At 61.8% G+C, this 16,292-nt stretch carries 1 protein-coding gene (only partly in view); it reads right to left on the reverse strand.

Features of this window, described 5'->3' with window-relative positions:
• On the reverse strand, nt 1-16,292 hold the 3' portion of the coding sequence (gene syrE / locus RYB09_RS21580) for a syringomycin E biosynthesis non-ribosomal peptide synthetase SyrE (RefSeq protein WP_316890142.1). Its footprint extends 12,082 nt past the window's final position; the window shows 16,292 of its 28,374 coding nt (coding positions 12,083-28,374); its start codon lies beyond the right edge, outside the window; it ends in the stop codon at nt 1-3.

Consider the following 16,292-nt stretch of genomic DNA (forward strand, 5'->3'; position numbering starts at 1 on the left):
TCACTGCTCAGCTGACGCTGTTATCGAACGTGAAACCTCTTCTCTGCTGGTCTTGTGAGCCGGCTCCCTGTTCAGCGCCCGGGAGATCGCCTGGCCCAGCGTGCTGACATGAGGCGCCCGGACAAGGGTCTCGTGGGTACCGGGAAGCGCTGTCACGCTCACCGGCGTCTCAAGCAACTCACTCCACCCCAGCAGCGGATCGTTGCGCTCCTCCCCGCTGGCGGTAAACAGCGTCACCGAGAGCGGAGCGGGTGGGCTGACATAGGCACCGATTGCGATATTGGTCGCATAGGCCACCGCTAGATGGCTGCGTAACAAGTTGGCATCGACGTCCTGCGGCAGCTCCTCCGGAAGCAGGCTATGTGCCATGCAGAGTGTCAGCATTTCATCGATGGCATCCGTGCTGGCCAGCTCGGTGAGTTGCTGGAATACCTCGGGTTCGAGCTGCTCGGGTAGCCAGCTCATCAGGAATTGACCTTCGCTCAGTGCCTCCTGCGCTTGCTGATCAAGACGCGCGGAGGTGTCGATGATGCCGAGGAACTCCAGCTGTTCACCGCTGGATTGCAGCTGGCGGGCCATTTCATAAGCGATCAGACCACCGGCAGACCAGCCGCCGATCCGGTAAGGCCCTTTCGGTTGCACCTGGCGAATCGCCGCCAGGTAACGCGCAGCCATGGCCGGTACCTCAAACAGCGGCGTTTCTCCAGCCGCCAGACCACTGGCGGCCAAGCCGTAGAGCGGCACCTGTGGGTCGATTGCAGCGGCCAGATCACGCACGTATTGCACTTCGCCGCCCAGCGGGTGGACCAGGAACAGCGGCTTTTGCGAGCCTGTGCGCCGGACCGGGACCAGATTGCTGTGCTGACCAGGACGTGCCTGGCCGTCCAGTGTTCTGGCAAAACCTGCAATGGTCGGCTCGATGAACAGATCGCGGACGGCGATTGGTTTGCCGAGAACCTTGCGCAAGCGCGAGGCCATCTGCACCGCCATCAGCGAAATACCGCCCAGCTTGAAGAAGTCGTCATGGCGACTGACGTTGTCCAGCTTGAGCAGCTCCTTCCAGAGGTTGGCGAGGGCAATCTCGGTGTCGCCTTCGGGCGCTTCGTAAGGGAGGGCCTCAGGCTGTTCCTCCTCGACCGTCGCAGCGACAGCCACGGTATGAGCCGAACGTGGCAATGCTGGCGTGTTATCCAGCACCTGACCGATCGACTGCTGTGCGTCGGTCACCATATTCTCCAGGACCCTGGTAAACAGCTGCGTAATGGCCTGTACGGTCGTTATGTCGAACAAGTCTCTGGCGTATTGCAGGCCACCGATCAGGCTTTCGCCGGTATCTGCCAGCGACAACGAAAGGTCGAACTGAGTGGTGATATGGGTGCTGTCCAGCGACTCTACTTGCAGGTCGGGTAGTTGCAGCAGCGAAGGTGGTGTGTTGTCCAGACTCAGCATCACCTGGAACAACGGGCTGTGGCTCATGCTGCGGGTCGGCTGCAAGGCACTGACCACTTGCTCGAACGGCAAGTCCTGATGACTGTAGGCAGCCAGCGTCAGGTCCTTGATCCGGCCGAACATGTCGCTCAGACGCGTCTCTCGGCCGGTTGCCACACGCAATGCCAGTGTATTGGCGAAGAAGCCGATCATCGGCTCCAGCTCCGGACGCTGACGGTTGGCGACAGGTGTACCGACCACCACATCATTCTGGCCACTCAGGTGACTCATGAGCACCGACCAGCCCGCCAGCAGGACCATGAACAGCGTGCTGCCCTGAGCCTGGCTGAAGGCGCGCAAGTCAGCACTCAGTTCTGGCGAGAGCATAAATTCGACGAGCCCGCCGGTGTAACTCTGGATGGCCGGACGCGGACGGTCCAGTGGCAGGTTCAACAAGCCTGGCGCGCCTTCCAGGTGCTTGCGCCAGAAGTCGATCTGGGCTTGCAGCGCAGGTCCGTCGAGGGATTGCCGCTGCCAGGCGGCGTAATCCACGTATTGAAGTGGCAGCGCTGGCAGCGGGTCCTTCTGGCCTTGACTGAAGGCGCTGTAAAGCACACTCACTTCCTGGGCCAGAACACTGTTGGACCAGCCGTCAGAGACGATGTGATGCAGCGTAATCAGCAGCACATGCTCGGCATCCGTCACTTGTAGCAGATGCCCGCGCAGCATAGGCCCCTGAGTCAGGTCGAACAGTTGCGTGGCATTTTCCTGACCCAGGCGGGTCAGGGTCGCCGTGCGTTCATCACTGGAAAGGCCGCGCAGATCCTGGTGCAACAGTGGAAAGCGGGTATCGGCCGGGGCGATCTTCTGCACCGGTTCACCGTCAACCAACTCAAAGCGCGTGCGCAGGGTTTCGTGGCGTGCAACCAGACGATCAAGCGTCGCCTGCAAGGCCGCCGTGTCCAGTGTCCCAGTCAGGCGCAAGGCCATCGGCAGGTGATAGGCCGCACCGGCAGCATGATCCAGGTGATCGAGGAACCACAGGCGTTGCTGAGAGAAGGACAATGGCAGGCGGCCCGAGCGGTTGGCCTTGGGAATCGATTGCGCTTCACTTGGCGCCGCGGCGTTGACCAATGAGGCCAGGCCACGCACGGTCGGTGCGTCGAACAGTTCACGCAAGGTGATGCGTGTACCGAGCTTGCGTCGCAGTCGCGACAGCAATTGCACCGCGAGCAACGAATGGCCGCCCAGTTCAAGGAAGCCGTCGTTGCGCCCGACCTGATCCAGATTCAGCAGGGCTTTCCATATCTCGGCGATGGCCTCTTCGGTTTCACCTTGCGGTGCCTCGTAAGCCTTGCTGGCCAACGCATCATGACCGGGGGCCGGCAGCGCCCGGCGGTCGAGCTTGCCGTTTGAGGTCAGCGGCAGGGCGTCCAGATGGACGAAAGCGCTGGGCACCATGTACTCAGGCAGATGCTTGAGCAGCTCGCTACGCAAGTGCTCGGCCGCCACCGATTCACCACAGACATAGGCAACCAGGCGCTGGCTTTCCGAATCACCCTGGCTGTCGTTGCGGGCAATCACCACCACCTCGCGGATGCCTGGTACGGCCAGCAGAACGTTTTCGATTTCACCCAGTTCGATACGGAAACCGCGAACCTTCACCTGGAAGTCGTTGCGGCCCATGTATTCCAGCGTGCCGTCAGCCAGCCAGCGACCCAGGTCGCCGGTTTTGTAAAGGCGGGCGTTGGCAATATTGGAGAACCGGTCAACGATGAAACGTTTGGCAGTCAGCTCGTCACGGTTGAGGTAGCCACGGGCCACACCGCTACCGCCGATATGAATTTCCCCGGCGACGCCCAGTGGTGCTGGTTCGCCGCGCGCATCCAGAACATGCACCTGGACGTTGGCAATAGGCCGGCCGATGCTGGGTTTTTCACCCAGGTCGCGGATCAGATCAATGGTCGCGTCCACGGTGCATTCGGTCGGGCCATACATGTTGTAGAAGCGGATGGTCTGGCAGTTACGCAGCTTTTCCCAGGTGCTGGCGTTGATCGCCTCGCCACCCAACAGCACGCTGATCGGCTGGTAACTGCTGCGTTCCAGCAAACCGGCCGAGAGCAAGGTGTCGAGCTGCGACGGTGTTGAGTCGAAGGCATGAACTTGATGGGCTTCCAGGAAGTCCAGCAGTTCGCTGCCGTTGGCACGAATAAGTTGCGGGATGATCACCAGCGTGTGGCCGGAGAACAGTTGCGAGATGCCTTTGATCGACATGTCGAAGAAGAACCCGGCGTTGAGCGCCACGGTGGCCGGTGTCGGGCAATGCTGGTGGGTCGTGCGGGTCAGCACGTTCCAGAAGTTGAACACCGAACGGTGCTCGACCATGACACCTTTCGACTGGCCGGTGGAGCCTGACGTGTAGATCACGTAGGCCAGGTTTTCCGCCGTCAGGCCGTCTACCAACGGATTGGCGTCGAACGCCTGATCATCCGCCGCCCGCAGCGACTCAGCACTGTCCAGCAGCATCAGCGGTGTGTCGCCGACCGGCAGACTGAGCGCGCTCTGGGTCAGCAACGCACGCGGCTGGCTGTCCTGCAGCATGAAGGCCATGCGGTCAGTCGGGTGGGCAGGGTCAATCGGCACGTAGGCAGCACCGGATTTGAGCACGCCCAGCAGGCCGACAATCATGTCCAGACTGCGTTCGGCGCAGATGGCCACGCGCTCGTCCGGCTGCACACCGAGTTGCAGCAGCTGTCGGGCCACGTGGTTGGCGCGGCGGTTGAGCTGGCGATAGCTCAATTGGCGGTCTTCGTAGACCAGCGCTACAGCCTCGGGATTGCAGCGGACCTGGTGTTCGAACAAGGTATGGATCGGCACTGCCGGAGCGAATTCACGGGCGGTGTCGTTGAAGTTATTGAGCAGCAGTTGCCGCTCGTCCTCCGGGACCACTTCCAGGCTGCTTGCCAGGCGTTCCGGATCCTGCTCAAGGGCGTTGACCAGCTCGGCAACCGCCTGACCGAGGTAGGCGGCAATCCGCTGCGGGTCGATGCCATTGATAGACTGCGCTGTCAGCGAGAACCCATTGGCCTCATTGGCTACGGCAATCTCGATCGGGTAGTTGGTACGGGTTTCGGAGCCCAGGAAATGAATACCTTCCTGCTCCTCACTCATGTCCTCGATGTTTTTCCCGGCAGTGTTCACCAGATCACCGTGACGGCAGTTGAGGATCACTGTGAACATCGGCAGCGATGCATCCACTGCGCTGCAGCGCTGCGCCAGGGCCAGAGGCGCCTGCTCGTGAGTCAGCAGGCCGCTGAGCTGTTGGTAGGCATCCTGAACGATATCGCGCACGCTGTTTTGTTGCAGGCGAATACGCATCGGCAAGGTATTGATGAACATCCCCAGCGCATGGTTGGCGCCAGAGGTGCCTTGGGAGCGTCCGGAAAGCACGGTGCCGAAAATCCCGTCGTCGCGGCCGCTGGTGGCGGCCACCACCAAACCCCATGCCGCGTGGAACAGCACGGAAGTTGGTACGCCCTGGGCCCTTGCGGTGCTGTGGACCCGCGCGCTGAGGTCGTCGCTCAGATCCTGCACCGAACGCAGGATTGCTGCATCGCCGCCACGCACATCGAGCACGCCGTAGGGCGCAGTGGTGGTGTCGACATCCCCCAGCAGTTGACGGAAGTAGGCTTCATGTTCGGCTTGGGAAACGCATGCGGCCTGGGCGATGAAGTTGCGGTACGGCTGGGATGGCGGCAGGGCGTCGGCGCGTCCGTCCATCACAGCATGGATCTCGCCCATGATCAGGCGCAGGGTGACGTTGTCGCTGATAAGGTGATGGTCCAGCAACGCCATCAGCCACTTTTCCTGCCGGGTATCGTAAGTGATGTACACGGCTATCAGCGGTGCCTGTTGCAGGTCCAGGCGCATATGGTAGGTATTGGTGCGTTCACGCAGCATCTGCAGGGCGTCTTCACCGGGCGCGGCGTCGAGCTGAATGACTGGCAACGGTGCCTGGCGATGGACCACCTGTACCGGTTGCGGCAGACCTTGCCAGCGCAGGGAGCTGCGCATGATGTCGTGGCGGTTGATCACCACTTGCAGCGCGCCGAGGAATTTGTCGAGCAACGCACGGCTGTCGAAGGTCGCTATGGTGCGCATCAGGTAGGCATCGCCTTCTGACTGCAGCAGGTGGTGAAACAGGATGCCTTCCTGCAGCGACGACAGTGGGTAGATATCCTGAACATTGGCGACGCCGCCTGGCACATCGGCAACGATATGCTCCAGTTCCTGCCGGGTCAGTTTCACCAACGGCAGCATGTCCGGGGTCAACGCGGTGCAATCGACCGGAATCAGGTTCGCCGGGGCGACCCGTTCCGCCGCAGTGCCGCCCGCCAGGACCGCGGCCATGGCTTGCAGGGTTGGCGCCGAGAACACCGTGCTCACATCCAGTACCAAGCCGATCTGACGCAAGCGTTCTATCAGGTTAATGACGAGGAAGGAGTGACCACCCAGTTCGAAGAAGTGATCCTGGCGACCGACACGTTCGACCCCGAGCAATTCCTGCCAGGCAGCGGCCAGGGTCGTTTCGATAGCGCCTAGCGGTGCTTCGTAGTCACGACTCACCGTCGCGAACTGGTCCGGCGCGGGCAGGGCGGCACGGTCCAGCTTGCCGTTGGTGGTCAACGGCCAGCTTTCGAGGGTCACAAAGGCACTGGGCAGCATGTGTTCGGCCAGCACGCTGGCCAGCTGGCTGCGCAGGAGCGCTGAATCGGGCGCGGTGCCGTCCTCGGCAATCAGGTAGGCGACCAGGCGTTTGTCGCCGGGGCGATCCTCACGCATGATGACCATCGCTTCACGGACATCGGAGCAGGCGAGCAATTGCGACTCGATCTCGCCCAACTCGATACGAAAGCCGCGAATCTTTATTTGCGAGTCATTACGGCCGACGTAGACCACGCCGCCGTCGCTGCGGTAGTGCGCAACGTCGCCAGTACGATAGAGCCGTGCGCCGCTTTGCAATGCATAGGGGTCGGCAATAAAACGTTCGGCATTCAGCTCCGTACGGTTCAGATAATGCCGGGCAACTCCGGCACCGCCGATGTAAATCTCGCCATTGACGCCCACCGGCACCGGCTGCTGATAGTCGTCGAGGATACGCAGGCACAGGTCATCAAGTGCCGGCCCGATCAGACTTGGCATGGCAGTGTCGATTTCCGCCTGGCTGATCGGGTAGTAGGTGGCATGCACGGTGATTTCCGTGATCCCGTACATGTTCACCAGACGGGTACGCGACAGCGGTGTGCGTGCGGTCCAGGGCTGCAGGCTGCGGAAATCCAAGGCCTCACCTCCGAACACCACTTCACGCAGCGCATGCTCGCGCGGGCTGCGTTCGCGGGCCTGGATGAACTGGCGGAAAGCGCTTGGCGTCTGGTTCAGAACGGTGACCTGCTGCTCGCAGACCAGCGCATAGAAGTCATCCGGCGAACGCGCCACATCACTCGGGACGATGACCAGTTTGCCGCCGTAACACAGCGCGCCCCAGATTTCCCAGACCGAGAAGTCAAAGGCAAAGGAGTGGAACAGCGTCCAGACATCCCCACGCCCGAAGTTGAATTGTCCGGCGGTGGCGTCGAACAGGCGTGCCACGTTGCCGTGCTCCACCAGTACACCTTTGGGCAGGCCTGTAGACCCTGAGGTGTAAATGACATAAGCCAGGTGCTCGCGGGACAGCCCCAGAGCAGCAGGCTCAGGGTTGCAGTCCAGCGATTCATCCGCCAAATCAGTACTGTCGTTATCCGCGCCGAGGGTCAGTACCGGCACGCTGTGTGCCGGCAGCACGTCGAGGCAGGCCGACTGGGCCAGCAACGCCACCGGCGCGCTGTCGGTCAGCAGGTAGCCGAGACGCTCGGCGGGGTATGTCGGGTCCAGCGGTACGTAGGCCGCACCGGCCTTGAGCACGGCCAGCACCGCGCAGACCATCTGTGTACCACGCTCGGCAAGGATCGCAACCCGGTCATCGGGACGCACGCCTTGGGCGAGCAGTTCATGGGCCAGACGGTTGGCTCGGCGATTGAGCGCCTGGTAACTCACCTCATGCCCGCCAAAGACCAGCGCAATGTTCTGCGGATGGGCGGCGGCGAACTGCTCGAAGCGCTGATGCACCATCAGACCCGACGCGAATACCGCCTTGGGCTGCAATAGCGCAGGCGAGGCCAGGCGTTGCGCAGGGCTGAGCAACGGCAGGCCGAGCACAGGTTGCGCGACATCCTCGACCATCGCTTCCAGCAGCGTGTGGAAATGCTCGGCAAAACGCTCGACGGTCGCGTGGTCGAACAGGTCGCTGGCGTACTCGATCATGCCGGTCAGCGTGCCGTTTTCGCTACCCAAAATCAGCATCAGGTCGAACTGCGCGGTTTCATGGGCTTGCAACATCGGATGCAGGCTAAGGCCCGGCAGGCTCAACTCGCCACCGACGCTGGTGTTATCCAGCGACAGGGCGACCTGGTACAGCGGGTTATGGCTCATGGAGCGTGGCGGCTGCAGGGCCTCGATCACTTGCTCGAACGGAATGTCCTGATGCTCATGGGCCGCCAGAATGGTCTGGCGGACCTGTTGCAGCAGTTGCGCCACGCTCGGGTTTTGCGCCAGATCAACTCGCAGTGCCAGGGTGTTGACGAAGAAGCCGATCAGGTTCTCGGTTTCGGTGCGCCCACGGTTCGCGGTGGGCACGCCGATCACCACATCGCGTTCATTGCTTAGACGCGCCATAAGTACCGACCAGGCGCTGAGCAGCCCCATGAACAGGGTGACGTTCTGGGTCTGGCAGAAGCGTTCCAGACGCTGATATTGCGCTGAATCGATCTTGAACGGCACGTTGCCACCGCGATAGCTTTGCACCGCCGGACGTGGTCGGTCGGTGGGCAGCGACAGCAGCGTCGGTGCACCACCCAGGTGCTCACGCCAGAAACCGGCTTGCTCTGCCAGGCGCTCACCCGTAAAGGTGCGGCGTTGCCAGGCGGCGTAGTCAGCGTACTGAATCGACAGGGCCGGCAGCGGGTCTGGCTGATGCTGACTGAAAGCCTGGTAGAGGGCGGCAAATTCGTTGACCAGCACACCCACCGACCAACCGTCGGAGATGATGTGGTGCTGAGTGATCAACAGCATGTGCTCGTCATCCGCCAAACGCAGCAGACACCCGCGAATCAGCGGGCCCTGGCACAGGTCAAACGGTGCAGCGGCCTCGCTGTCGGCGATACGTGAAGCGCTGAGGCTGGCCTGTTCATAAGGCTGCGAGCGCAAGTCCTGCTCCGCCAGGGCGAAACCACTGTCCGCCGCAGCGATGACCTGCATCGGCTGTTCGCCGTGCAACTCGAACGTGGTGCGCAAGCTTTCGTGACGCGCGACCAGACGGTCGAGCGCAGCCTTGAGCGCGCTGTGATCAAGCTCGCCGCGCAGCAGCAGCGACATCGGCATATGGTAAGCGCTGCTGGCACCAGGGTCGAGCCTGTCGAGGAACCACAGGCGTTGCTGGGAAAAGGACAGTGCCAACGGCGCGTTACGCTCGATGGGTTCGATACTGTCGGTGTCGGCCGCTTGCAGACCGTCGACCACCTTCGCCAGTTCGGCAACGGTCGGGTGACTGAACAGCTGGCGCAGCGCCATGTCGCCGTTCAACTGCTGGCGCACCCTGGAAACCAGTTGCGCAGCCAGCAGCGAGTGGCCGCCAAGCTCAAAGAAGCCGTCATTGCGGCCCACTCGTTCGAGGCTCAGCAGTTCCTGGAATATTTCTGCGAGGGCCTGTTCGGTGGCGCCCTCCGGCGCAACGTAGATTCGCTCGGACATGGCGTTCAGGTCCGGTGCCGGCAGTGCTTTCTGGTCGACCTTGCCATTGAGCGTCAGCGGCAAGGTATCCAGGCGCATGAACACACTCGGAACCATGTATTCCGCCAAACCGGCACTCAATTGCGCACGCAGATCCTCTGGATCAGGTGCTTCAACGCCCGCATGCACGGTGTAATAGGCGACCAGACGGGTGTCACCCGGGCTGGCCTCGTGCGCCACCACCACGGAGTTGCGCACGCCGTCGCACAGGTGCAGGACGCTTTCGATTTCGCCAAGCTCGACGCGGAAGCCGCGGACCTTCACCTGACCATCGTTACGCGCGATGTATTCAAGATTACCGTCCGGCAACCAGCGCGCCAGGTCGCCGGTGCGATAGAGCCGCGCACTGTCCTGCGGGCTGAACGGGTCGTCGCTGAAACGTTCGGCGGTCAGTTCCGGGCGGTTCAGGTAGCCGAGTGCAACGCCAGTACCACCGATGTAGATCTCGCCAACCACACCCATCGGCACCGGCTCGCGCCGGGCGTCAAGCACATAGACCCGCACGTTGGCGTTGGGCTTGCCGATCGGCAGGCTCAGGGTGTCAGGCAGTACATCGAAGATTTCGTAGCTGGTGGCACAAGTGGTGCCTTCGGTCGGGCCATAACCGTTGAACAGGCGTACCTGAGCGGAGTGTTCACGGACCCGACGGAACGAGGCCGGATCAGCCCGCTCGCCACCACACATGATCATGCGCAAGCCTGCCAGGGCCTCTGGAATCAACCCGGCATACAGGTTGAACAGGGCGGTCGAGCTGATCATGGCTGTTACACCATGGCGTTTCAGCAGGGCGGCGAACGCCACCGGCTCGAGCAGCACATGGGGCTCGATAATCACCGACTGGCCACCATTGAGCAACGCACCCCAGATTTCCGGAGTACTGGCGTCGAATGCCGGGTTGGACGAAAACGCTACACGGTCCTCGGCCGAGAAGTCGTAGTAACCGTTGTCCTGGACCAGCCGCACAATACCGTTGTGGGTCACGATCACGCCTTTGGGCAGACCGGTGGAGCCGGAGGTGTAGATGATGCACGCAGGGGTCTCGCCTGCAACCTCATCTGCAAGCACGACTGGCGCCTGGTTCAGCGCTGACAGCTCCAGGGTGTCCAGATCCAGTCTTGGCGTCATGTCAGGTGCCGTCAGGTCGCTACGGCTCAGCAGCATGATGGCTTCGCTGTCCTCAAGCATGAAGCGCAGGCGTTCTTCAGGGGCCAGGCGATCCAGCGCCAGATACGCCGCGCCGCATTTCAGGGTGGCCAGCATACTGGCCAGCAATTCCACCGAACGATCCAGCAGGATCGCCACCCGGGTTCCAGGCCCCACACCGTGCTGACGCAGGTGCTGAGCCAGGGCGTTGGCGCGGCTGTCGAGTTCGGCATAGGTCAGCGTTTGCTCACCTTGGCGGACTGCAATTGCATGCGGTGCAGCCTCGGCATGAGCCTCAAACAAGCGATGCATCAGTTGACCGAGCGGGTAGGCGCGCTCGGTGGCATTGATATCCCTCAGCAGGTACTCACGCTCCGCAGTGTCGAGCAACGGCACCTGCTCCAGCACTTGCTGATCATCGGCCGCCATGGCCTCCAGCAAACGCAGGAAGTAGCCGCGGTAACGGCGCATGGTGCTTTCGTCGAACAGCGCCGTGGCGTACTCCAGCGTGCCGATCAGTTGCCCGTCCACCTCGCCGATGTCCAGCGTCAGATCGAATTTTGCCGTATCACCGGCCACTGCGACGCCTTGCAGGGTCATGTCGCCGAGCACCAGAGCGGTGTCCTCGTTGTTTTGCCATGACAGCATCGCCTGGAAAATCGGACTGTGAGACAGACTGCGTTGTGGTCGAACCACTTCAACCACTTGTTCGAATGGCAGGTCCTGGTTTGCCTGGGCAGCCAGAGTCCGCTGTTTGACTTGCTGCAGCAGCGCTTCGACGCTCGGGGCACCCGAGAGGTCGACCCGTACAGCGAGGGTGTTGACGAAGAACCCGATCAGGCTCTCCACCTCGGCGCTCATACGGTTGGCCACCGGCGTACCGATCACCACGTCATCCTGACCGGACAGACGTGCCAACAGCGCGGCCCAGGCAGCCATGACCGTCATGAACAGGCTGCTGCCATATCGTTGGCTCAACGCCTTGAGGCCATGGGTCAATTGTGTATCGAGCACCAGTTCCAGCGTCTGCCCGCTGTAGTCCTGTTGCGCCGGACGTGGCCGATCGGTCGGCAGGGTCAGCAAGGCTGGCGCACCGGCCAGGGCCTGCTGCCAGTACTGACGCTGCTGTTGCAGCACGTCGCCACTCAACCATTCACGTTGCCACAGTGCGTAGTCGACGTATTGCACCGGCAAGGCCGGCAGCGGATCTTCCGCCCCCTGACTGAAGGCTGCATAAAGGGCGCCCAGCTCGCGGTTCAACACCCCGGTTGACCAGCCATCGGAGACGATGTGGTGCATGGTCACCAGCAACACGTGGTCATCATCGGCCATGCGCACCAGACGCCCGCGCACCAGTGGTCCATTGACGAGGTCGAAGTGCTCGCCGGCCTCTTGTGCAGCGATGGCAAGCAACTTTTCTTCGGCATCGGTCTGCCCGGCCAGTACCTGCAGTTGCAGTTCGAAACCAGTATCAGCGGCAGAGATGCGCTGTTCCGCAGGCTGCCCCTGCTCTTGTACAAAAGTGGTACGCAGCGCCTCATGGCGGGCCACGATACGATCCAGCGCGCGTTGCAGCGACGCCTGATCAAGGCTGCCGCGCAGGCGCAGTCCCACCGGAATATGGTAAGCGGCGCTGCCACCTTCCAATTGCGCGAGGAACCATAGGCGCTGTTGGGCAAACGACAGCGGTAGCGCACCCGAACGTTGCACAGGCGTGATCGCCAGGCGGGCGTTGCTCTGCGTATTGCCCAGCCGCTCGGCGAACTGCTGCAGCACCGGTGCCGCGAAAAACGCTGATGGTGAAACCTCCAGATTCAATTGCTGACGGACCTGAGCCAGCACGCGCATGACCAGCAATGAATGACCGCCGAGCGCGAAAAAGTCATCATGCCGACCGACTTGTGCGACGCCCAGCACATCGGCCCAGATTGCGGCGATTGCCGTCTCCAGCGGACCGTCGGCTGCCTCGAAATCATGCTGATCGAAAGCTTCGGCATCCGGCTCGGGCAACGCTTTGCGATCCAGCTTGCCATTGGCGCTCAGCGGCAATGCGGCCATGCGCACGAACGCTGCCGGGACCATGTATTCCGGCAGGTTGAGTTGCAGTTGCTGACGCAGCGCGCGTGGCGTAAGGGCAGGGGCGGCAGGTTCGCGGGTGGCATATTCCACAAAATACGCGATCAGTTTCGGCGTGCCGCTGCTGTCCTCGCGAATCACGACCAGGCTTTCGCGCACGCCCGCGACCTCGGCCAGACGTGCTTCGATTTCGCCCAGCTCCAGACGCAGCCCGCGCAGCTTGGCCTGTGAATCGTTGCGGCCGAGGAATTCGATATTGCCATCAGCCCGGTAGCGCGCCATATCGCCGCTGCGGTACAGCCGTTCGCCCTTGACAAAGGGACTGTCCATGAAGCGTTCGGCGGTGAGTTGCGGCAAATTCAGATAGCCGCGAGCAATACCTGCGCCACCGATATACAGCTCGCCCGCAACACCCGGTGGAACCGGTTGGCCAAGCTCATCGAGCAGATAAATCCGCGTGTTGGCCAGTGCCCGGCCAATCGGCAAGACCCCGTCGACCTGGCTGTTTGCCTCGAACTCGAAACAGGTGCTGTCGATGCTGGCTTCAGTGACACCATAGGCCTGTACGATCTGCACGTGATTACCACAGAGTTTGCGCAGTTGCCGGGCGCTGTGCGCGGTCCAGATATCCGAACCACAGACCACGGTGCGCATGAACGACAGGTCGTGCCCCGTCTCTTCCACCCAGCCCAGCAACGAGTTGAGCACTGCAGGTACGAAATCCCCAAAACCTATCGACCCCTCACGCAGCAGACGGTAAAGCGCAGGCGGGTCCATCAAGGTTTCACGTGGGCACAGCACCAGTGTGCCGCCGAAACCCAGTGAGCGGATCAGGTCGGCGCTGAACACATCGAAGGAAAACCCGGCCATCTGCAAGTGATTGAGTGGCGCGTGTAACGGATACAATTGCTTCCACGCCGCGCTGACGGCGACCAATCCGCGATGCTCGACCATTACGCCTTTCGGCACGCCGGTGGAGCCCGAGGTGTAGATCACATACGCCAGATTGTGTGCGCCGAGAGTTGCCACAAGCGGGTTGTCGTCACGCTCGGTGAAGGTGTCGCGCTGATCGTCATCGAGTAGCACCAGCGGCAAGGCCAGCGTTGGCAGACGCTCCTGCACATTACGCTGGGTCAGCAGTGCCGACGGCGTACTGTCTTCGATCATGTAGGCCAGACGCTCGGCCGGGTAAGCCGGGTCCAGTGGCACATAGGCGGCACCGGCCTTGAGTACACCGAGCACGCCGATCAGCATTTCCACGCCGCGTTCGACGCAGATCGCCACTCGATCATCCGGGCTGATCCCCAGGCCGATGAGATGATGCGCCAGACGGTTGGCCTGACGGTTCAATTCGGCATAGCTCAAGCGCTGCGCCTCGAAGGCCACGGCGATGGCGTCGGGCTGCGCCTGGACCCTTTCTTCGAACAGCTGATAAATCGTGCAGTCCTGCGGGTAGGGCGCCTCGGTTGCGTTGAGGCCCGCCAGCAGATGTTCACGTTCGTCGACACCCAGCAAGGTTACGTGCTCCAGCACCTGTTGGTCGTCGGCGACCATGGCCTCCAGCACACGCTGGAAGTAGCCCAGATACCGCCGCATGGTGCTCTCGTCGAACAACGCTGTGGCGTACTCCAGTGTGCCGACCAGTTGCTCATCCACCTCGGCCATGTCCAGCGTCAGGTCGAATTGAGCGGTATCAGCGGCCAATTCAATGCTTTTCAGGGTCATGTCGCCGAGCGTCAGATCAGACGCCTCGTTGTGCTCCCACGACAACATGGCCTGGAAAATCGGGCTGTGGGACAGGCTGCGTAGCGGATTGATGACTTCCACGACCTGTTCGAACGGCAAGTCCTGATGCGCCTGTGCATCGAGCGTCTGCCGCTTGACCCGCGCCAGCAGAGTCTCTGCGGTAGGCTTGTCACTGAGGTCAACACGGATCGCCAGGGTGTTGACGAACAGGCCCACCAGCCCTTCGACTTCACTGCGTGTACGGTTGGCCACTGGGGTACCAATGACCACATCGTCCTGACCCGCCAAGCGCCCCAGCAGCCCGGCCCACGCGGCCATGACCGTCATGAACAGGGTGCTGCCGTGACGTTGGCTCAATGCCTTGAGGCGCTGGGTAAGGTCTTTGTCGAAAACGATGGGCAGTGCTGCGCCGGCATAGTCCTGCAGCGCCGGACGCGCACGATCGGTGGGCAACATCAACAGCGCGGGAGCGTCTGCCAGGGTTTTCTGCCAGAAGCTGCTTTGCTGTTGCAGCAGATCGCCGCTCAGCAAGCGACGTTGCCACACGGCGTAGTCCAGGTATTGCAGCTCCAGCGGTGCAAGCGGGTCGTCCTGGCCCTGACTGAATGCTGCATAGAGAGCAGACAATTCGCGGGTCAGCACATCAACCGACCAGCCATCGGAAACGATATGGTGCATGGTCAGCAACAGGACGTGATGGTCCTCGGCCATGCGAATCAGGCGGCCACGAATCAGCGGGCCCTGTTGCAAGTCGAAGCTTTGCAGCGACTCTTCGCTGGCCAGCGCCTGAAGTTGTTCCTCGGCATCCGCCAGCCCTTGCAGGTCTTGCAGTTGCAGGTTGAAAGCGGCATCCGCCGGGCTGATGCGTTGTACCGGCTGTCCGTCATCACCCTGAATGAATGTGGTGCGTAAGCCTTCGTGGCGTGCAACCAGGCTCTCCAGCGCCCGTTGCATTGCCTTGAGGTCCAGTTTGCCATGCAGGCTCAGACCGGCAGGTATGTGGTAGGCCGCGCTGGCGCCTTCCATCTGAGCGAGGAACCACAGACGTTGCTGGCCGAATGACAATGGCCACGCCTGATCGCGTGCCACCGGCACGATGTCCGGCAAGTTGCTGCGCCCGGCCTGAGAGATGGCTACGGCCAGGGTGCTCAGTTCAGGATGTGCGAACAGCGCAGCCAGACCCAGTTCGACGCCCAATTGATGGCGTACCTGAGAAATCAGACGCATCGCCAGCAAGGAGTGGCCGCCCAGTTCAAAGAACTGATCATGACGGCCCACTTGTTCCAGATCGAGCAGGTTTTGCCAGATCTGCGCCAGCGCAATCTCGGTTTCACCTTGCGGCTCCACGTGTTCGCGGCTGGCAAAGGCATCGGCTTCCGGAGCCGGCAAGGCGTTGCGATCCAGCTTGCGGTTCGGCGTCAACGGCAAGGCGTCGAGGATCACGAATGCGCTCGGCAGCATGTACTCGGCCAGTTGCGGTGCCAGTTCGGCACGCAGTTCAGCAGTTGTAAGCTGGCTTTGCGGCTGGGCAACCACATAGGCCACCAGGCGTTTGTCTCCCGGGTTATCTTCCCGAGCGACCACCACCGCTTCCTTGACCCCTTTGCAATTACCCAGTCGGGCTTCGATTTCCCCAAGCTCGATACGGAAACCGCGCACCTTGACCTGGAAGTCGTTACGGCCGAGGTATTCAATACGGCCGTCAGCCATGTAGCGCGCCAGGTCACCGGTTTTGTACATCCTGGCATCAGGGCTGTTGCTGAATGGATCAGCGAGGAAGCGTTCGGCGTTGACCTCTTCAAGGTTCAGGTAACCGCGTGCCACGCCGTCGCCACCGATGAAAATCTCACCAGCCACGCCATAGGGCACTGGCTGCTGCTGAGCATCAAGCAGGTAAATGCGTGTGTTGGCCATCGGTTTGCCGATGGTCGCATTGCCGCTGCCTTCGCTGCCAGCCGCAGCGTCATGACTAACATAGGCGGCGGTGCAGGAAACGGTGGCCTCGGTCGGACCGT

It is taken from the genome of Pseudomonas syringae group sp. J254-4 (assembly GCF_032586855.1).
Taxonomy (GTDB): Bacteria; Pseudomonadota; Gammaproteobacteria; order Pseudomonadales; family Pseudomonadaceae; genus Aquipseudomonas; species Aquipseudomonas amygdali.